Source organism: Micromonospora sp. NPDC023814, from assembly GCF_040639595.1.
Taxonomy (GTDB): domain Bacteria; phylum Actinomycetota; class Actinomycetes; order Mycobacteriales; family Micromonosporaceae; genus Micromonospora.
Map to the genome: position 1 here is coordinate 1 of NZ_JBFAAF010000095.1, position 21,817 is coordinate 21,817.

The following is a 21,817-nucleotide window of genomic DNA, read 5'->3' on the forward strand; positions in this document are numbered from 1 at the left end:
GCCGGTGACCTGGCGGCAGTGGTTCGCCGACAGCGGCGCACGCCGCGTCGACCTGCCCACGTACGCCTTCCAGCACCAGCGCTACTGGCCCGAGGGCACGCCGGCGAAGCAGGCCGCCCCGGACAGCGGCGACGCCGACTTCTGGGCCGCCGTCGAGCGTGGCGACCTGGCCGCCCTCGCCGCCGAAATCGGCGACGACACCGAGGCCCTGGGCGCCCTCAGCCCGGCCCTGCCGGTCCTCTCGCGCTGGCGGCGGGCCCGGTCCCGGGACACCACGCTGGACGGGTGGTCGTACCGGGTCGTGTGGGAGCCGGTGCGGCCGGCCCCGGCGACCGGGCTGACCGGGCGGTGGCTGGTCGTCACCGTCGACAGCGGGGCCGACGCGGGCACCGCGAGGACGCTCACCGAGGCGGGCGCCCAGGTCGACACGCTGACCGTGCCGCCCACCCTCACCCGGGCCGACCTGAGTGAGCGGCTGCGCGGCATCAGCGCGGACGGCTGGGCCGGGGTGCTCTGCGTCCTGCCCCGGCAGGACCAGCCCCTGGCGCACACCCCGGCGGTTCCCGCCGGCGCGGCGGTGCTGCTCACCCTCACCCGGGCGCTCACCGACACCGGCCTGCCGGGACGGGTGTGGGCGTTCAGCCGGACCGCGCTGCCGGTCACGGCGGGCGAGCGGGCCGGCGACCCCTGGGCCGCCCTGGCCTGGGGCCTCGGCCGCGTCGTCGCCCTCGAACAGCCGGACCGCTGGGGCGGCCTGGTCGACCTGCCCGACCGCGCCGACCGGAGCACCCGCGCCGGGCTCGTCGCGGTCCTGGCCGACGGCACCCTGGACCAGGTGGCCGTCCGCCGCAACGGCCTCTTCGGCCGGCGGCTGGTGCCGGCCGCGCCGCCCGCCGGGTCGGGCTGGCGGCCCGCCGGCACGGTGCTGGTGACCGGCGGTACGGGTGCGCTGGGCCGGCACGTGGCCCGGTGGTTGCTGGCCAACGGCGCCGGCGAGGTGGTGCTGGTCTCGCGGCGTGGCCCGGCCGCGCCGGGTGCGGCGGAGTTGGTGGCCGAGTTGGGTGCGGTGCGGGTGGTGGCCTGCGACGTCACCGACCGGGAGGCGGTCGACGCCCTCGTCGCCGGGCTGCCGGGGCTGACCGCCGTCGTACACACCGCCGGCGCGTCCGGCGGCACCACCCCGGCGTACGAGGTGACCGACGGCGAGCTGTCGGGCACCCTGGCCGGCAAGGTGCTCGGCGCCCTGCACCTCGACGCCGCCTGCCGGGGCCACGACCTCGACGCGTTCGTGGTCTTCTCCTCGGTGGCCGGCGTCTGGGGCGGCGGCGGGCAGGCCGGCTACGCGGCCGGCAACGCCCTGCTCGACGCCCTCGTGGCCGCCCGCCGGGCGGCGGGCCTACCCGCCACCGCCCTGGCCTACGGCCCGTGGGCGGAGGACGGCATGGCCGCCGGGGAGACCGCGGACGGCCTGCGCCGCCGCGGGTTCACCCCGCTCGCGCCCGACGCCGCCGTCGCGGCGCTGGGCCGCTGGGTGAACGCCCCCGAGGCGGCGCCGGTGATCGTCGACGTCGACTGGTCCCGGTTCGTCACGGCGTTCACCGCCGCCCGGCCGAGCCACCTCTTCGACCGGGTCGCCCCGGCCGTCGCCGAGCCGGAGCGGCCGGAGAGCGCCGCCGCCACCGACGGGCTGCGGGCCCGGCTCGCGGCGCTGCCGGCGACCGGACAGGAGGCGCTGCTGGTCGACCTCGTCCGCGCGGAGGCGGCGGCCGTGCTCGGTCACGCCACCACCGACCAGGTGCCGGCCGGCCGGGCGTTCCGCGAGCTGGGCTTCGACTCCCTCGCAGCCGTGCAGCTGCGGGACCGGCTGGGTCGGGTCACCGGCCTGACCCTGCCGTCGACCGTGGTCTTCGACCACCCGTCGGCGGCGGAACTGGCCCGCTTCCTGCGTACCGAAATCGTGGTCGGCGCGGACGGCGGCCCGGCCGCCGGCGGCGCGACCGTGGTCCGGGCGCCGGTGGACGAGCCGATCGCGATCGTCTCGATGGCCTGCCGGTTCCCTGGCGGGGTGTCGTCGCCGCAGGAGCTGTGGCGGCTGCTGGCCGACGGGGTGGACGCGGTCACGCCGATGCCCACCGACCGGGGCTGGGACCTCGACGCCCTGTTCGACAGCGACCCGGAGCGGGTCGGCACCAGCTACACCCGCAGCGGCGGGTTCCTGCCCGACGTGGCCGGCTTCGACGCCGCGTTCTTCGGGATCAACCCGCGCGAGGCCCTGGCGATGGACCCGCAGCAGCGGCTGCTGCTGCACGCCACCTGGGAGGTGTTCGAACGCGCTGGCATCGACCCGCAGCGGGTGCGCGGCTCCGCCACCGGCGTCTTCATGGGCACCAACGGGCAGGACTACGCCACGCTGCTGCTGGGCGCCCGGTCCCAGGTGGAGGGCTACCAGGCCACCGGTAACGGCGCCTCGGTGGTCTCCGGCCGCCTGGCGTACTCGTTCGGGCTGCACGGCCCGGCGGTCACCGTCGACACGGCCTGCTCGTCGTCGCTGGTGGCGCTGCACCTGGCCGCCCAGGCGCTGCGCAGCGGCGAGTGCGACCTCGCCCTGGCCGGCGGCGTGACCGTCATGTCCACCCCGGGCGCGTTCCTGGAGTTCTCCCGGCAGCGCGGCCTCGCCGCCGACGGGCGGGTCAAGGCGTTCGCCGAAGCCGCCGACGGCACCGGCTGGGGCGAGGGCGTGGGCGTCCTGCTGCTCCAGCGGCTCTCCGACGCCCAGCGGGACGGCAACCGGATCCTCGCCGTCGTGCGGGGCAGTGCGGTCAACCAGGACGGCGCGAGCAACGGCCTCACCGCACCGAACGGGCCGGCACAGCAGCGGGTGATCCGGCAGGCGCTGGACAACGCGGGCCTGACCCCCGACGACGTGGACGCGGTCGAGGCGCACGGCACCGGCACCACCCTCGGCGACCCGATCGAGGCGCAGGCGCTGTTGGCGACGTACGGGCGGGGTCGACCCGCCGACCAGCCGCTGTGGCTCGGGTCGGTGAAGTCGAACATCGGCCACACCCAGGCCGCGGCGGGCGCCGCCAGCCTGATGAAGATGGTGCTGGCCCTGCAGCACGAGGTGCTGCCGGCGACCCTGCACGTCGACGCGCCGACCCCGCACGTCGACTGGACGTCCGGCGCGCTGGCGCTGCTCACCGAGGCACGGCCGTGGACCGCCGCGGGCCGGCCGCGCCGGGCCGGCGTCTCCTCGTTCGGGATCAGCGGCACCAACGCCCACGTGATCCTGGAACAGGCCCCGGAACGGCCGGAGCCGCTCGCCCCCGGCGGGGAACGGCCCGGGGCGACCCTGCCGTGGCCGGTCTCCGCCGCCGACCTCGCCGCGCTGCGCGACCAGGCCGGCCGGCTGGCCGACCGGGCCGCGACGGGCGACGACCCGGCCGACCTGGTCGCCTGGGCGCTCGCCGACGGCCGCGCCCACCTGGGGCACCGGGCGACCGTGGTCGCCGCCGACCGGGCGACCCGGCTGGCCGCGCTGCGGGCGCTGGCCGGCGGGGAGGACCACGCCGCGCTGGTCACCGCCCGGCGGCGTTCGGGCGGCCTCGCCGTCCTCTTCTCCGGCCAGGGTGCCCAGCGCCCCGGCACCGGCCGGCAGCTGTACGACACGTTCCCCGTGTTCGCGGCGGCCCTCGACGAGGTCTGTGGGGTGCTGGACCACCAGCTGCCGCAGCCGCTGAAGCCGGTGCTGTTCGCGGCCGACGGCAGCGCCGAGGCCGCCCTGCTCGACGAGACGGTGTTCACCCAGGCCGGGCTGTTCGCGCTGGAGGTGGCCCTGTTCCGGCTGGTCGAGTCGTTCGGGGTGGTGCCTGGGCACGTCGCCGGGCACTCGATCGGCGAGATCACCGCCGCGCACGTCGCCGGGGTGCTGTCCCTCGCGGACGCCGGCACGCTGGTGGCCGCCCGGGGCCGGCTGATGCAGGCCCTGCCCGCCGGGGGCGGGATGCTCGCCGTCGCCGCCGACGAGGCGGCGGTGGTCGAGTCGCTGGCCGGGCTGACCGACCGGGTCGGCGTCGCGGCCGTCAACGGTCCCACCTCCGTGGTGGTCGCCGGGGCGGTCGACGCCCTCGACGGGCTGGAGCGGGTCTGGCGGGAGCGGGGGGTGCGGACCCGCCGGCTGCGGGTCAGCCACGCGTTCCACAGCCCGCTGATGGAGCCGATGCTGGCCGGGTTCCGGGCCGTCCTCGACGGGCTGACGTTCGCCGCGCCGCTACTGCCGATCGTGTCGAACCTGACCGGCAGGGTCGCCGACCCCGACGAGATCCGTACGCCCGACTACTGGGTGCGGCACGTCCGCGAGGCCGTCCGGTACGCCGACGGGATCGCCGCGCTGCGCGACGCGGGGGTGGACACGTTCCTGGAGCTCGGCCCGCAGGCGGTGCTGACCGCGATGACCGCCGGCCTGCTGCCCACCGACGACGACGGGACGGCCGTGGCGGCGCTGCGCGCCGGCGCCGACGAGCCGGCCGCCCTGCTGTCCGCGCTGGCCGTCCTGCACGGCACCGGGCGGGACGTCGACTGGGCGGCGGTGCTCGGCGTGCTGGCCGGCCCCCGCCCGGATCCCCGCCGGCTGCCCGAGCTGCCCACGTACGCGTTCCAGCCGCAGCGCTACTGGCCGACGCTCGACGCGGCCCCGACCCCGGCCGCCGACCCGGTGGACGACGCGTTCTGGCGGGCGGTCACCGACGGCGACCTGGACCGGCTCGGCATCGACCCGGACCGGCCGCTGCGCGATCTGCTGCCGGAACTGGAGTCGTGGCGGCGCCGCCAGCACCTCGACGGCACCCTGGCCGGCTGGCGGTACCGGGTCACCTGGGAGCGCCGGGCGCTGACCGGCGCCGACCCGGGCACCTGGCTGGTGGTGGCCCCGCCGCACCAGGTCACCGACCGGGTGCTGGCGGCGCTCACGGCCGCCGCCGCGACGGCGTACCTGCTGACCGTCGACCCGGCCACGGTCACCCGGGACGGCCTGGCCGCCGACCTCGACCGGCTCACCGCCGCGCACCAGCCGACGGCGCTGCTCTCCCTGCTGGCGCTGGACGAGGCGCCACACCCGGAGCAGCCCGCGCTGCCCACCGGCCTGGCGGCGAACCTGCTGCTCGTGCAGGCGCACACCGGCCGCTCCGGCCCGCCCGTGCCGCTGTGGCTGGCCACCACCGGCGCCGTCGCCGTCGACGACGAGGCGGTCGTACACCCGACGCAGGCCACCACGTGGGGCCTCGGCCTCGTCGCCGCGCTGGAGCACCCCCGGCACGTCGGCGGCGTCGTCGACCTGCCGGCGGGTGCGGGCGAGGCGGCGTACGCGGCCCTGGCCGGCGCCCTCGCCAACGGCGACGGGGAGGACCAGCTCGCCGTCCGGGAAGCCGGCGTGCACGCCCGGCGTCTGGTCCGGGACACCGGACGTCCGGCGGCGGGCGTCGGGTACCGGCCGCACGGCACCGTCCTGCTCACCGGCGGGACCGGAGCCCTCGCCCGGCACACCACGGACTGGCTGGGCCGCCACGGCGCGGAGGTGCTCCCACTGGCGGAACCGGCGACGGGCAAGCTCGGCGACCTGATGGAGCAACTCGCCGCCGAGAGCCGGCCGGTGACCGCGCTCGTGCACGTCCCGGCGGAGACCGGCTCGGTGCCGCTGGCCGAGCTGACCCTCGCCGGCCTGGCCGTCGACCTGACCGCCACCGTCGGCGACGTCCCGAGGTACGCGGACGAACTGGCCCACCGGCCGCTCGACGCGTTCGTGCTGTGCACCTCCACCACGGGGGTGTGGGGCGCGGGCGGCCGGGCCGGCCAGTCCGCCGGCGACGCGCTGCTGCACGCGCTCGCCGCGAACCGGCGGCACGGCGGCCTGGTGGCCACCGCGGTGGCGTGGGGACCGTGGCGCGACGACCCCGAGTCGGTCGAGCTGGCGCAGCTGCGCCAGCGGGGCCTGCCGGGCCTGCCCCCGGACCTGGCCGTCGAGGCGTTCGGGCAGGCGCTGCGCGAGGAGGTGGCGCTGGTCGTCGCCGACGTGCGCTGGGACCGGTTCGTGCCGACGTTCGCGTCGATGCGGCCGTGCCCGCTGCTGACCGGCATCCCGGAGGCCCGCGCGGCGCTGCCCGCCGACGACGACCGCCAGCCGGCGGACGACGAGGCGGCGACCGCGCTGCGGGAGCGGCTGCGCCCGCTGAACCCCGGCGAACGGGAGGGCGTCCTCGTCGAACTCGTGGGCGGCCTGGCGGCGACCGTGCTCGGCCACACCGGGGGCGGGGGACTGGAGCCCGACCGCGCGTTCCGTGAGGTCGGCTTCGACTCGATGACGGCCGTGGAGCTGCGCAACCGGCTCCGCGCCGCCACCGGCGTGCAACTGCCCGCCAGCGTGGTGTTCGACTACCCCACGCCGGCGGCGCTCGCCCGGCACCTGCGCGACCGCCTCGTCGAGGACGGGGCCGCCGCGGCCGCCCCGCTGCTCGCCGAGCTGGACCGGCTCGACGGCGTCTTCGCGGCCGGCGCACCGGACCGGTTGACCCGGCAGAAGCTGCTGGTGCAGTTGCAGGCGTTCGTCGCCCGGTGGGGCGACGATCGCGGTCCGGTCGAGGAGAAACCGGTCGCCCACGCCCTCGACGACGCGACGGACGCCGAGATCTTCGATTTCATCCACCGCGAGCTGGGCGGGCCCGGCGGCAATTTGCCGGGCCTGTAGAAATGGGGCCGCGCGACCGTTGTCGGCGGTCGTGACGCCCTCGGCCGGGCGGGGTCCCGCACCCGCCCGGCCGCACCCCGTGAGGGCGGTGCGCCGGGCCGCTCAGCAGGGCGGGTCGGCCCAGCCTGCACCCGTGCCGCCTAGGGGCACCCGTAGGGGCACGCTAGGGGTTGTGACCGCCGTCCGGCCACAATTACCTTTCCTCCGGCGAGTAAGACCTGGTGTGGGCTGAAACGCTTTTGTCTGGCAATTCGTGGTCGGCTGAATGGGCTTAGATCTTCGCGGCTTGTGGCGTCTGTGGACGGTATTGGGTCGCCTGTTTCTTTCCGGCCCGAAGAGGTGGCGCTAATGGCGACTGAAGATACGCTCCGGGAGTACCTGAAATGGGTGACGGCGGACCTTCACCAGACCAGGAGGAAGCTCGGCGAGCTTGAGGCGGCCAGCCGCGAGCCGATCGCCATCGTCGGCATGGCCTGCCGGTTCCCCGGCGGGGTGGGCTCGCCCGAGGAGCTGTGGGAGCTCGTCGACTCCGGACGGGACGCCGTCTCCGCGTTCCCCGCCGACCGCGGCTGGGACCTGGCGCGGCTGTACCACCCGGACCCCGACCACCCCGGCACGTCGTACGTCGCCGAGGGCGGCTTCGTCGACTCCGCCACCGACTTCGACGCCGCGTTCTTCGGCATCTCGCCCCGCGAGGCGATCGCCATGGACCCCCAGCAGCGGCTGCTGCTGGAGACCTCCTGGGAGGCGTTCGAGCACGCCGGGATCGACCCCTCGGCGCTGCGCGGCCACCAGGTGGGCGTGTTCGCCAGCACCACCGGCCAGGACTACGTGGGGCTGCTCCAGCAGCCGCCGCCCGGCACCGAGGGCTACATCCTCACCGGCACGGCGGCGAGCGTCGTGTCCGGCCGGATCTCGTACGCCCTCGGCATCGAGGGCCCCGCCGTCACCGTCGACACCGCCTGCTCGTCGTCGCTGGTCGCGCTGCACCTGGCGGTGCAGGCGCTGCGGCAGGGGGAGTGCACCCTGGCGCTCGCCGGCGGCGCCACCGTCATGTCCACCCCGTCCGCCTTCATCGGCTTCAGCCGGCAGCGCGGCCTGGCCATGGACGGCCGGTGCAAGTCGTTCGCCGCCGCCGCCGACGGCACCGCCTGGGGCGAGGGCGTCGGCCTGCTGCTCGTCGAGCGGCTCTCCGACGCGCGGCGCAACGGCCACCCCGTCCTAGCCGTGGTACGCGGCAGCGCGGTCAACCAGGACGGCGCGAGCAACGGGCTGACCGCCCCCAACGGCCCGTCCCAGCAGCGGGTCGTGCTCCAGGCGCTGGCCAGCGCCCGGCTCGCGCCCGAGCAGGTCGACGTCGTGGAGGCGCACGGCACCGGCACCACCCTCGGCGACCCGATCGAGGCCCACGCCCTGCTGTCGACGTACGGGCAGGGGCGGCCCGCGGACCGGCCGCTCTGGCTCGGCTCGGTCAAGTCGAACATCGGGCACACCCAGGCCGCCGCCGGCGTGGCCGGGGTGATCAAGATGGTGATGGCGCTGCGGCACGAAACCGTGCCGGCGACGCTGCACGTCGACGAGCCCACCCCCAACGTGGACTGGACGGCCGGCGCGGTGTCGCTGGTGACCGAGCCGCAGCCGTGGCCCGCCGGGGAGCAGCCCCGCCGGGCGGGCATCTCCTCCTTCGGCATGAGCGGCACCAACGCCCACGTGATCATCGAGGAGGCGCCCGCCGCCGACCCGGCCCCGGCGGAGACCCCGGACGGTTCCGCCGCGACCGACGCCGCCACCGGGACGGACGCGGACACCGGCACCGCCCCGGTCACCGGGGCCGGCCTCGTGCCGGTGCTGCTCTCCGCCCGCGACGCCGACTCCCTCGCCGCGCAGGCGACCCGCTGGGCCGACTGGCTCGACGGCCGCCCCGAACTGCGGCTGACCGACGTCGGCTGGTCGTCGGTGCGCACCCGGGCCAGCCTCGAGCACCGGGCCGTGCTGCTCGCCTCCGACCGCGCCGACCTGCGCGACGGCCTGCGCGCGCTCGCGGCCGGCGGCGACGCCCCGGGCCTGGTCACCGGCACCGGGCCGCGCGGCGGCAAGCTCGCGTTCCTCTTCTCCGGGCAGGGCGCGCAGCGCAGCGGCATGGGCCGCGACCTGGCCGCCGCCTTCCCCGTCTTCGCCAAGGCGCTGGACGAGGTCTGCGCCGAGCTGGACCGGCACCTGCCCCGCCCGCTCGCCCCGGTGCTCTTCGCGCCCGAGGGCGACGAGGCAGCCGCGCTGCTCAACCAGACCCTCTACACCCAGGCCGGCCTGTTCGCCGTCGAAGTCGCGCTGTTCCGGCTCCTGGAGAGCTGGGGCATCGTCCCGGACGTCCTGCTCGGCCACTCGATCGGCGAGCTGTCCGCCGCGCACGCGGCCGGCGTGCTGTCGCTGCCCGACGCCGCCACGCTCGTCGCGGCCCGGGGCCGGCTGATGCAGGCACTGCCGGCCGGCGGCGCGATGCTCGCCGTCCAGCTCCCCGCCGACGCGGTCCGCGCCGCCCTGGCCGGCCTCGAGGACCGGGTCGCCGTGGCCGCCGTCAACGGGCCCACCGCCGCGGTGGTCTCCGGCGCGGCCGACGCCGTCGAGGAACTCGAACGCCGCTGGGCGGACCAGGGCGTACGCACCAGGCCGCTGCGCGTGAGCCATGCCTTCCACAGCCCGCTGATGGAACCCATGCTCGCCGAGTTCGCCGCCGTGGTGCGCGGGCTGGAGCTGCACCCGCCGGCGCTGCCGATCGTGTCGAACCTGACCGGCGCGGTCGCCGACCCCGACGAGATCCGCACCGCCGACTACTGGGTCCGGCACGTGCGCGAGGCGGTCCGGTTCGCCGACGGCGTCGACCAGCTGCGTGCCCTGGGCGTGCGCACCTTCCTGGAGGTCGGCCCCAGCGGGGTGCTCACCGCGCTGGCCCGCGACATCCTGACGGCGGCCGGCGCGGACGACGACACGGCCGCGGTGGCGCTGCTGCGCCGGGACCGCCCCGAGCCCGCGTCCCTGCTCACCGCCCTCGCCGAGCTGCACGTCGGCGGGGTCGGGGTGGGCTGGGCCGAGCTGTTCGCCGGCGCGGACACCGCGCGGGTGCCGCTGCCCGGGTACGCCTTCCGCCGGCAGCGGTTCTGGCCCGAGCCGCCGCCCGCCGCCCCCGACACCGCCACGCCCGACGGCGGCGACGACGAGTTCTGGACCGCCCTGGAGCAGGCGGACGTCGACACGCTCCGCAGCGAGCTGGGCGACGACGACGAGCAGGTGCGGGCGCTGCTGCCGGCCCTGCCGGTGCTCACCTCGTGGCGCCGGTCCCGGCGGGAGCGCTCCACCGTGGACGGCTGGTCGTACCAGGTGACCTGGCAGCCCGTGCCGGTCGAGGACCGGGACGGCCCGGCGGGCCGCTGGCTGGTGGTGCTGCCGGCCGACGACGCCCCGGCGTGGGCCGACCGCCTGGTCGGCCTCTTCCCCGACGCCGAGCCGCTGGTGCTGCGCGTCGGCGCGGCGGACCTCGACCGCGCGGCGCTGGCCGCCCGGCTGCGGGACCTGGTCGACGGCCGGCCGGTCGACGGCGTGCTCGCCGTGGTCGCCGGCCAGGACCGGCTGCTGCCCGAGCACCCCGGCGTGACCCTCGCCGCGGCCGGCGCCCTCGCCCTGGTCCAGGCGATGACCGACCTGGACCTGGTGGCCCCGCTGTGGTGCGTCACCAGCGGCGCGGTCGCGGCGGCCCCGGGCGACCGGGTCGCGCACCCGCTGCAGACCGAGGTCTGGGGTCTCGGCCGGGCGGCGGCGGTCGAGCAGCCGCACCGCTGGGGCGGCCTGGTCGACCTGCCGGCCACCGTCGACGACACCACCACCCGGCGGCTCGCCGCCGTGCTGGCCGGCGACGGCGGCGAGGACCAGGTGGCCGTCCGGCCCGGCGGGATCTGGGCCCGCAGGCTCACCCCGGCCCCGCCGGCGGCGGACGAGACCCCGGCCGGCGACTGGTGGTCCGGCACGGTCCTGGTCACCGGCGGCACGGGTGCCCTCGGCGGCCACGTCACCCGCTGGCTGCTCGACCGCGGCGCCGGGCAGGTGGTCCTGGCCAGCCGCCGGGGCGCCGCCGCCCCGGCCGTGGCGGACCTGCTCGACCGGTACGGCGCCGACGGGCGGGTCACCGCCGCCACCTGCGACGTCACCGACCGGCGTTCCGTGGCGGAGCTGGTGGACGCGCTGCCCGGCCTGACCGCGGTCGTGCACGCCGCCGGCACCGACCAGCTCACCCCGCTGACCGACACCACCCTCGACGAGTTCTCCCACGTCGTCGCGGGGAAGGTGCTCGGCGCCCTGCACCTCGACGCCTGCCTCGCCGACCGCGAGCTCGGCGCGTTCGTCATGTTCTCCTCGATCTCCGGCGTGTGGGGCAGCGCCGGCCAGTGCGCCTACGGCGCCGGCAACTCCCTGCTGGACGCCCTGGCCGTCAACCGGCGCGACCGGGGCCTGGCGGCCACCGCCGTCTCCTGGACCGCCTGGGGCGGCGCGCACGGCATGGCCGCCGAGAACGTGGCCACCGAGCAGCTCAACCGGATGGGCCTGCCGCCCATCGACCCGGAGAGGGCGCTCGTCGCGCTGGACCGGGCGCTGCGCCGCCCGACGCCCTGCGTGACCGTCGCCGACGTCGACTGGACCCGGTTCCACCCCGCGTTCACCGTGGCCCGGCCCAGCCCGCTGCTCGGCGACCTGCCGCAGGTTCGGGTGCTCGTCGCGGCGGAGGAGGCCGCCGCGCCGGCCGCGGGCGGGGTCGCCGCGCCGCTGCGCCACCTCGCGGCGCTGCCGGCGGCGGAGCAGGAGCGGGAGCTGCTGCGGCTGGTCAACGAGCAGACCGCGGCGGTGCTCGGCCACGCCACCCCCGACGAGCTGCGCGGACGACCGTTCAAGGACCTCGGCTTCGACTCGCTGACCGCCGTGGACTTCCGGGGACGGCTGAACGCGGCCACCGGTCTGCGGCTGCCCACCACGCTGGTCTTCGACTACCCCACCCCCGCCGAACTGGCCGCGCACCTGCGCGAGCTGGTGTCCGGCGTCGACCGGGTCGACGCCCCGGAGACCGTCGTCGTGGACGCCGACGAGCCCGTCGCGATCGTCGGCATGGCCTGCCGCTACCCCGGCGGCGTCGACGGGCCGGAGGCGTTCTGGCGGCTGGTCGCCGACGGCGTGGACGCGATCTCACCGTTCCCGACCGACCGGGGCTGGGAGATCCCGGAGCCGGCGGAGGGCGCACCCGCCCCGGCGGGCGGTTTCCTCTACGACGTGGCGGACTTCGACCCCGCCTTCTTCGAGATCTCGCCCCGCGAGGCGGTGGCGATGGACCCGCAGCAGCGGCTCACCCTCGAGGCGTCCTGGGAGGCGCTGGAACGGGCCGGGGTGGACCCCGCGACGCTGCGCGGCACCCGCACCGGCGTCTTCGTGGGCGCCTCCAGCTCCGGCTACGGCACAGGGCTGACCGAGGTCCCCGAGGGGGTCGAGGGCTACCTGATGACCGGCGCCGCGCACAGCGTGATCTCCGGGCGGGTGGCGTACGCGCTGGGGCTGGAGGGACCGGCCGTCACGGTCGACACCGCCTGCTCCTCGTCGCTGGTGGCGCTGCACCTCGCCGGGGCGGCGCTGCGACGCGGCGAGTGCGACCTGGCGCTGGCCGGCGGCGTGGCGGTGATGGCCACCCCGACGGCGTTCCAGGAGTTCTCCCGCCAGGGCGGCCTCGCCTCCGACGGGCGGTGCAAGTCCTTCGCCGCGTCGGCGGACGGCACCGGCTGGTCCGAGGGCGTCGGCATGCTGCTCGTGCAGCGGCTCTCGGACGCCCGGCGGCAGGGCCGCCGCATCCTCGCCGTGGTACGCGGCTCCGCGGTGAACTCCGACGGCGCGTCGAACGGCCTCACCGCACCCAACGGCCCCTCCCAGCAGCGGGTGATCCGGCAGGCGCTCGCCAGCGCCCGGCTGACGCCCAGCGACGTGGACGTCGTCGAGGCGCACGGCACCGGCACCACCCTCGGCGACCCGATCGAGGCCCAGGCGCTGCTGGCGACGTACGGGCAGGACCGGGGCGACGCCGGCCCGCTGCTGCTCGGGTCGGTGAAGTCGAACATGGGCCACGCCCAGGCCGCCGCCGGCGTCGCCGGTGTGATCAAGATGGTGCTGGCGATGCGGGAGGGCACGGTCCCGGCGTCGCTGCACGCGGACAACCCGTCGCCGCACATCGACTGGTCCTCCGGCGACGTGGAGCTGGTGACCCGGTCCCGGCCGTGGCCGGCGGTCGACCGGCCCCGCCGGGCGGCAATCTCCTCCTTCGGCATCTCCGGCACCAACGCCCACGTGGTCGTCGAGCAGCCCGCCGACGCCGACGTGACCGGCGACGACGAGTCGGCCGCCGTCCCGGCGCCCGGGCTGGTCGCCGCCGACGTGGTGGTGTGGCCGGTCTCGGCCCGCTCCGCCGCCGCCCTGGCCGCGCAGGCGGCCCGGCTGGCCCGGCACGTGCGGGAACACCCCGGCCTCGCCCCGGCGGCGGTCGGCTGGTCCCTCGCCGCGACCCGGTCGGCGTTCGACCGGCGGGCCGCGGTGGTCGGCGCGACCCCGGGCGACCTGCTGGCCGGCCTGGACGCGCTCGCCGCCGGCACACCGGCCGACAACCTGGTGACCGGCGCCGTCGCCAACCACGGCGCGGGCCCGGTGTTCGTCTTCCCGGGGGCCGCCTCGGCGGGCGCGGCGGCCGGACTGGTGGGCCGCTGCCCGGTCTTCGACGACACGCTCGCCGAGTGCCGGCAGGCCCTGGCGCCCTGGCTCGACGTCGACCCGGCCGCCCTGCTGACCGGCGCGGACCCCTCCTGGGTCGAGCGGCCGGAGCTGGCCCGGCCCGTCCTGTTCGCCGTCGCGGTGGCGCTCGCCGCCGCCTGGCGGCACGCCGGGGTCATCCCGGCCGCGGTCGTCGGCGACGGCGACGGCGAGGTCGTGGCCGCCTGCGTGGCGGGGCTGCTGTCCCTGCCCGACGCCGCCCGGACGGTGGCGCTGCGGGCCCGGGCCGCCGCCGGCGAGCTGGACGCCGACGGCGTCCGCGCCGGGCTGGCGGGGATCGTCCCGCAGCCCGGTACCGCCCGGCTGGCCTCCACCGTCACCGGGGACTGGGCCGACCCGGCCGGCCTCGGGGCCGACCACTGGGCTGGCGAGGCGGGACGGCCCGAGCAGTTCGACGCCGCCGTCCGTGCCGCCGTCGCGGCCGGACACGTGACCTTCGTGGAGGTCTCGCCGGAGCCGGTGCTGACCACCCGGGTCGCCGCCGTCCTCGACGGGACCGGCGCCACCGGCCACGTCCTGGACACCCTCGGCGGGCCGGACGACGTCGCCACCCGGCTGCTGACCAGCCTCGCCACCGCGCAAACCCTCGGCCTGGCGGTGGACCACCGCCGGCTGCTGCCCGAGGCCGAGCCGGTCGACCTGCCCACCTACCCCTTCGACCGGCACCGCTACTGGCTGGAGCGCACCGGCGCCCACCGCTCCGTCCTGCCCGCCGTGGGGCTCGACGTCGTCGACCACCCGCTGCTCAGCGCGGTGGCCGACCTGCCCGGCGACGAGGGCCTGCTGTTCACCGGCCGGATCACCCTCGCCACCCACCCCTGGCTGGCCGACCACGCCGTGCTGGGCACGGTGCTGCTGCCGGGGACGGCGCTGGTGGAGCTGGCGTCCTGGACCGGGCGGCACGCCGGCGCCGCGACCGTCGCCGAGCTGAACCTGGAGGCGCCGCTGGCGATCCCCGCCGAGGGGGGAGTCGACCTGCGGGTCCGCGTCGGCGCGCCGGACGAGACCGGGCACCGTCCGGTCGCCATCCACACCCGGCGGGACGACGACACCGACCCCGACGGTTCCCGGGCCTGGCAGCGGCACGCCTCGGGCCAGCTCAGCGGCACCGCCGACCCGGACCCCGCGCCGGCGGCCGTGTGGCCGCCCGCCGACGCCGAACCGATCGCCCTCGACGGGCTCTACGCCCGGCTCGCCGCCCAGGGCTACCACTACGGCCCGGTCTTCCGCGCGCTGCGCGCCGCGTGGCGCTCCGGCCCGGACATCCTCGCCGAGGTCGCCCTGGACGCCGACGCGTCCACCGACACCACGGCCTTCTCGGTGCACCCGGCCCTGATGGACGCGGCGCTGCACGCCATCGGCGCCAGCGCCACGGCCGGCGACCCCGCCGCCGGCGGCGCACCGGCCTCCGACGGCGGCTCCGACATCCGCCCGGGACTGCCGTTCACCTGGTCGGGCGTGACCATCCGGCCCACCCGCGCCCGCGAGCTGCGGATCCGGCTGCGCGCCACCGACGCCGGGTCCGTGTCGTTGACGGTCACCGACACCGGCGCGACGCCGGTCGCCTCCGTCGACGGTCTGGTGCTGCGGCCCATCTCCGGCGAGCAGCTCAGCGCCGCCCGCCGGTCGGCCAGCCGGTCCCTGCACCGCCTCGACTGGGTCGCCCCCGCCACCGGCCGCGCCGACGGCACCTCCCGGCTCGTCGTCCTCGGCGACGACTGGCCCGGCGCCGACCGGCGTCCCGACCTGTCCGCGCTCGTCGCCGAGGTGCGCGCGGGCGGCCCCGGCCCCGACGCGGTGGTGGTGACCTGCGTCGGGCCGGTCGCCGACGAGCCGCACCCGGCCCGCCAGGCGCACCGCGTCGCCCACCGCACGCTCGCGCTGGCCCAGCAGTGGCTCGCGGAGGAGTCCCTCGCGGCCGCCCGGCTGGTGGTGGTCACCCGCGGCGCGGTCCGGGTCGACCCGGACGAGCGGATCGCCGACGTGCCGGCCGCCACCGCCTGGGGCCTGCTGCGCTCCGCCCAGTCGGAGAACCCGGACCGGATCGTGCTTCTCGACGTCGACGTCGACGACGACGCGACGGCCGCCGACCTGCTGCCGGCCGCCCTGGCCACGGGCGAACCCCAGCTCGCCGTACGCGGCGGCCAGCTCCGGGTGCCCCGGCTGACCCGGCTCGGTCCGCCCCCGGCCGAGGGGCCCGGCCCCGACCTGGCCGCCGGCACCGTCCTGGTGACCGGGGCGACCGGCCTGCTCGGGCGACTGGTGGCACGACGGCTGGTGACCCGGCACGACGTACGCCACCTGCTGCTGGTCAGCCGCAGCGGGGCGGAGGCCCCGGGCGTCGCCGGGCTGGTCGACGAGCTCGCCGGCCTGGGCGCCACCGCCCGGGTGGTCGCCTGCGACGTCACCGACCGCGACGCGCTGGCCCTGCTGGTCGACCAGATCCCCGCCGACCGGCCGCTGACCGGCGTGGTGCACGCGGCCGGGGTGCTCGACGACGGTGTGCTGCCGGCGCTCACCCCGGACCGCTTCGACACCGTGCTCCGTCCCAAGGTCGACGCGGCCTGGCACCTGCACGAGCTGACCGAGAAGCTGGACCTGGCCGCGTTCGTGCTCTTCTCCTCGGCGGCCGGCCTCTTCGGCGGCCCCGGGCAGGCAAACCACGCGGCGGCGAACTGCTTCCTCGACGCCCTCGCCCAGCACCGACGCGACCGGGGACTCCCGGCGCTCTCCCTGGCCTGGGGCCCGTGGGTCAACGACACGGGCGACGGCCAGACCGGGCACGTCGACGAGGCCCGGATGAACCGGGGCGGCTTCGTCCCGCTCGGCGCCGACGAGGGGATGGACCTGTTCAGCGAGGCGCTGCGCTTCGCCGAGCCGGTGGTCGTACCGGTCAACCTGGACCTCGCGCTGATCGGTCGGCACGGGCCGGCGGCGGTGCCGCCGGTGCTGCGGTCGCTGGTCCGGCCGGCGTCGACCGGGGCGGCCCGGGCCGCCGAGCGCGACCCGGCGGAGGCGCTGCGGGAGACCCTGGCCGCCACCGCGGAGGCGGACCGCGACCAGGTCCTCTCCGACCTGGTTCGCACCCACGCCGCCGCGGTCCTCGGCTACGCGTCGATCCGGTCGATCGACGCCGAGCGCGGCTTCGTCGAGCTGGGCTTCGACTCGCTGACCGCGGTCGAGTTCCGCAACCGGCTCAACGCGGCCACCGGGCTGCGGCTGCCGTCCACGCTGATCTACGACCGGCCGACCACGGCCGCGCTGGTCGAGTACCTGCGGGGCGCGTTGCTGGCGGAGCGGAGCACGTCCGCGCTGACGGTGCTCGGTGAGCTGAACAAGCTGGAGCACGCCATGCGCGCGGTGGCCGCCGGCGACACCGACCGGGCCGCCGTCGGCGCCCGGCTGCGCGAACTGCTCTCCCTGTGGACCTACACCGAGTCCGACGCGGACTCCGCCGCCGCCGACGGCGCCAGCCTCGAGTCGGCCTCGGCCGAGGAGATCTTCAGCCTGCTGGACGAAGAGCTCGGCTCGGCCTGATCCGGCATGTCGCACACCTCGATTCCTGATACGGAGTGGCCCGATGCCCACTGAGGCAGAGTTCCTCGACTACCTCCGGCGTGCGACTGCCGACCTGCGCGACGCGCGCCGGCGGGTGCGCGAGGTGGAGGCCAAGGACCGCGAGCCGATGGCCGTCATCGGCATGGCGTGCCGGTTCCCGGGCGGGGTGTCCAGCCCGGCGGAGCTGTGGGACCTCGTCGACCGGGGCGGCGACGGGGTGGGCGACTTCCCGACCGACCGGGGCTGGGACCTGGAGCGGCTGTTCCACGCCGACCCGGACAACCCGGGCACGTCAACCAGCAACCAGGGCGGCTTCCTCTACGACGCGCCGCAGTTCGACCCGGGCTTCTTCGGCATCAGCCCCCGCGAGGCCCTGGCGATGGACCCCCACCAGCGGCTGCTCCTGGAGACCTCCTGGGAGGCGTTCGAGCACGCCGGCCTCGACCCGCAGCGGCTGCGCGGCAGCCGGACCGGCGTGTTCGCCGGGGTGATGTACCACGACTACGCGTCCCGGGTGCTGGACCTGCCCGACGGCGTGGAGGGCTACATCGGCACCGGCAACTCCGGCAGCGTCGTGTCCGGGCGGGTGGCGTACACCTTCGGGCTCGAGGGGCCGGCGGTCACGGTGGACACCGCGTGCTCGTCGTCGCTGGTCGCCGTGCACCTCGCGACGCAGGCGCTGCGCCAGCGGGACTGCGACTTCGCGCTCGCCGGCGGCGTGACGGTGATGTCCACGCCGGGCACCTTCGCCGACTTCTCCCGCCAGCGGGGCCTGGCCTCGGACGGCCGCTGCAAGTCGTTCGCCGCCGCCGCCGACGGCACCGGCTGGTCCGAGGGCGTCGGCGTGCTGCTGTTGCAGCGGCTGTCGGATGCCCGCCGGGACGGCCGGCGGGTCCTCGCCGTCGTCCGGGGCAGCGCGGTCAACCAGGACGGCGCGAGCAGCGGGCTGACCGCGCCCAACGGCCCGTCCCAGGAGCGCGTGATTCGGCAGGCCCTCGCGAACGCCCGGCTCTCCCCGGCCGACGTCGACGTGGTCGAGGCGCACGGCACCGGCACCACCCTCGGCGACCCCATCGAGGCGCAGGCGCTGCTGGCCACCTACGGCCAGGACCGGGGCGACGGTGGGCCGCTCTGGCTGGGCTCGGTCAAGTCGAACCTGGGTCACACCCAGGCCGCCGCGGGCGCCGCCGGCCTGATCAAGATGATCGAGGCGATCCGGCACCGGACCATGCCCGCCACCCTGCACGTCGACGCGCCGTCCCCGCACATCGACTGGTCCGCCGGCCAGGTGTCGCTGCTGACCGAGGCTCGAGCATGGCCGGCCGCCGACCGCCCGCGCCGGGCCGCCGTGTCGTCGTTCGGCATCAGCGGTACGAACGCCCACGTCATCCTGGAGGAGGCGCCGGCCGAGGACGCCCCGCCCGCGGACGACGCCGCTCCCGACGCCGACCCGTTCGTGGCGCTGCCGCTCGCCCCGGTGTTCCTCTCCGCCCGCACCCCGGAATCGCTGGCCGGGCAGGCCGAGCGGTGGGCCGCCCACCTCGGCCGCGCCGACTCCCTCCAGCCGGCGGACGTCGCGGCCTCCTCGGTCAGCCGGGCCGGGCTCGACCACCGCGCGGTGGTGCTGGCCGGCGACGCCGACGACCTGCTCGCCGGGCTGCGGGCCCTCGCCGACGGCGAGCCGCACGGCACGGTCACCACCGGGGTGGCCGCCCCGCGCGGCCGGGTGGCGTTCCTCTTCTCCGGTCAGGGCGCGCAGCGTGCCGGGATGGGGCGTGAGTTGTCCGCCGCGTTCCCGGTCTTCGCCGCCGCGCTGGACGAGGTGTGTGGGCACCTCGATCCGTTGCTGCCGCGTCCGTTGCGGGAGGTGTTGTTCGCTGAGGGGGGTACGGCCGAGGCGGAGTTGCTGGACCAGACGGTGTTCACGCAGGCCGGGTTGTTCGCGGTCGAGGTGGCGTTGTTCCGGTTGGTCGAGTCGTTCGGGGTGGTGCCGGACCTGGTGGCCGGGCACTCCATCGGCGAGATCGCGGCGGCGCACGTCGCCGGGGTGCTTTCCGTCGAGGACGCGTGCGCGCTGGTCGCGGCGCGCGGCCGGCTCATGCAGGCCCTGCCCGCCGGCGGCGGCATGCTCGCCGTGGCGGCGGACGAGGCGGCGGTGGCCGCGTCCCTCGCCGGGCTGACCGACCGGCTGGACGTGGCCGCCGTGAACGGCCCTGCCGCCGTCGTGGTCGCCGGCGACGACGAGGCGCTCGACCACGTGCAGCGCGAGTGGTCCGAGCGGGGCGTGCAGACCCGCCGGCTGCGGGTCAGCCACGCCTTCCACAGCGGTCGGATGGACCCGATGCTCGCGGAGTTCGCGGCGGTCGCCGACGGGCTGACCTTCCGGCCGCCGACGATCCCGGTGGTGTCGAACCTGACCGGCCGGATCGCCGACGCGGAGCAGCTCTGCGACCCCGGCTACTGGGTGCGGCACGTACGCGGCACGGTGCGCTTCGCCGACGCCGTCGACTGCCTGCGCGCCGAGGAGGTCGACACCTTCCTGGAGGTGGGACCGAACGGCGTGCTGACCGCCATGGCGCAGGGCTGCCTCGCCGAGCGGGCGGAGGACGGGCCGGAGCCCCTGCTGGTCCCGGCCTCGCGCCACGACCGGCCCGAGCCGCAGGCTCTCCTCGAGGCCCTCGCCCGGCTGCACGCGCACGGTCTGACCGTCGGCTGGGCCGACCACCTCCGCGGTGGCGGCGGCCGGCACGTGGACCTGCCGACGTACGCCTTCCAGCACCAGCGCTACTGGCTGGAGCCGGCGGGCCGGTGGACCGACGTGTCCGGGGCCGGGCTCGGGGCGGCCGGACACCCGCTGCTCGGCGCGGCGGTGTCGGTGGCCGGCGAGGACATGGTCGTGCTGACCGGCCGGCTGTCCACGGCGACCCACGCCTGGCTGGCCGACCACGCCGTCTCCGGCGTCGTGGTGGTGCCGGGCGCGGCGCTGGTGGAGTTGGCGGTGCGGGCCGGCGACGAGGTGGGCGCGTCCCGGGTGCGGGAGCTGACCGTCGCCGCGCCGCTGGTGCTGCCGGAGACCGGCGGCGTGCGGGTGCAGGTGCGCGTCGGCGCGGCCGACGAGGCGGGCAGCCGGTCGGTGACCGTGCACTCCCAGCCGGAGGAGGCCGCCGACCCGGAGTGGGTCCGGCACGCCGAGGGTGTGCTGGAGCCGGCGTCCGTCGACGAGCCGGGCGTGGGGGAGTGGCCCCCCGTCGGCGGCGTCGAGGTGGACCTGGCGGGTTGGTATCCGACGCTGGCGGAACACGGTCTGGCGTACGGGCCGGTGTTCCAGGGGCTGCGGCGGGCCTGGACCGGTGGTGACGAGGTGTTCGCCGAGGTCGCGTTGCCCGACGAGGTGGCCGGCGACGCGGCGGGCTTCGGGGTGCACCCGGCGCTGCTGGACGCGGCCCTGCACCCGATCGGGCTGCTGCTGGGCGCGGAGTCGGGTGGGCCGCGGGTGCCGTTCGCGTTCGAGGGTGTGCAGGTGCACGCCTCGGGTGCCCGGGTGCTGCGGGTGCGCCTGACGCGCGCGGGCGCTGCGGTGCGGCTCGTCGCGTCTGACGAGTCGGGCGCCGCCGTGGTGTCGGTGGACTCGCTCGCGCTGCGGGAGCTGACCGCGGTGTCGTCGGCGGGTTCGGCGGCCCGCTCCATGTTCGAGGTCGCCTGGCAGGCCGAGGAGGTCGCCGCGGCCGGGGACGTCTCCGGGTGGGCGCTGGTGGGCTCGCCGCTCTCCGTGGACCTGCCCGCGTTCCCCGACGTCGAGGCGGTGGCCGCGGCCGTCGCCGAGCCGTCGGGCGTGCCGCCCCGCCTGCTGCTGGTGCCGGTCGCGTCGGCCGGCGGGGCGGACGGGGACGTGGCCCGGCCCGAGCAGGTCGACAACGGTCCCGACGCGGTGCGCGCGGCGGCGTCGGCCGTGCTGGCGACCGTGCGGTCGTGGCTGGCGGCCGACGTGCTGGCGGATTCGCGGCTGGTGGTGGTGACCCGGGGCGCGGTTTCGGTCGGTGCCGAGGATCGGGTCGCGGATCTGGCGGGTGCGGCGGTGTGGGGTCTGCTGCGGTCGGCACAGTCCGAGCACCCGGGCCGGATCGTCCTGGCCGACGTGGACGGCGAGCTGCACGCCGGGTTGCTGGGTGTCCTGGCCGGCGTGGCGGACGAGCCGGTGGCGACGGGCGGCCAGGTCGCCGTCCGCTCCGACGCGGTGTTCGTGCCCCGCCTGGTGCGGGCGGGCGTCGGCGCGGTGGCGGAAACGCCGACCCTCGGCGACGGCGCCGTGCTGGTGACCGGCGGCACGGGCGCGTTGGGCGCGTTGGTGGCTGAGCACCTGGTCACCTCGTGGGGTGTGCGATCGCTGGTGCTGGTGTCGCGGCGGGGCCCGGAGGCCGCGGGCGCGGCCGAGCTGTCGGCGCGGTTGACCGGGTTGGGCGCTGCCGTGCGGGTGGTGGCGTGTGACGTGACGGACCGGGATCAGGTGTTCGGGCTGGTCGCCGAGGTCGCCGCGGCGGGCCGGTTGGCGGGTGTGGTGCACACCGCCGGTGTGCTGGACGACGGTGTGGTCGAGGGGTTGACCGCGGAGCGGCTGGCTGGGGTGTTGGCGCCGAAGGTGTCGGCGGGTTGGTGGCTGCACGAGGCGACGGCGGG

At 77.2% G+C, this 21,817-nt stretch carries 3 protein-coding genes; all 3 read left to right on the forward strand.

All coding sequences use genetic code 11. The features are described 5' to 3' along the window. On the forward strand, positions 1-6,739 hold a 6,739-nt coding region (locus tag AB0G14_RS31540), incomplete at its 5' end, for an SDR family NAD(P)-dependent oxidoreductase (RefSeq protein ID WP_357703746.1). Positions 6,740-7,087: 348 nt separating this feature from the next. Then, a complete protein-coding gene (locus tag AB0G14_RS31545; RefSeq protein ID WP_357703748.1) occupies positions 7,088-17,122 on the forward strand; it encodes a type I polyketide synthase in 10,035 nt (3,344 codons plus the stop codon). A 43-nt stretch (positions 17,123-17,165) separates the two neighbouring features. Then, a partial coding sequence (locus AB0G14_RS31550) for a type I polyketide synthase (protein ID WP_357703750.1) occupies positions 17,166-21,817 on the forward strand: 4,652 nt, incomplete at its 3' end.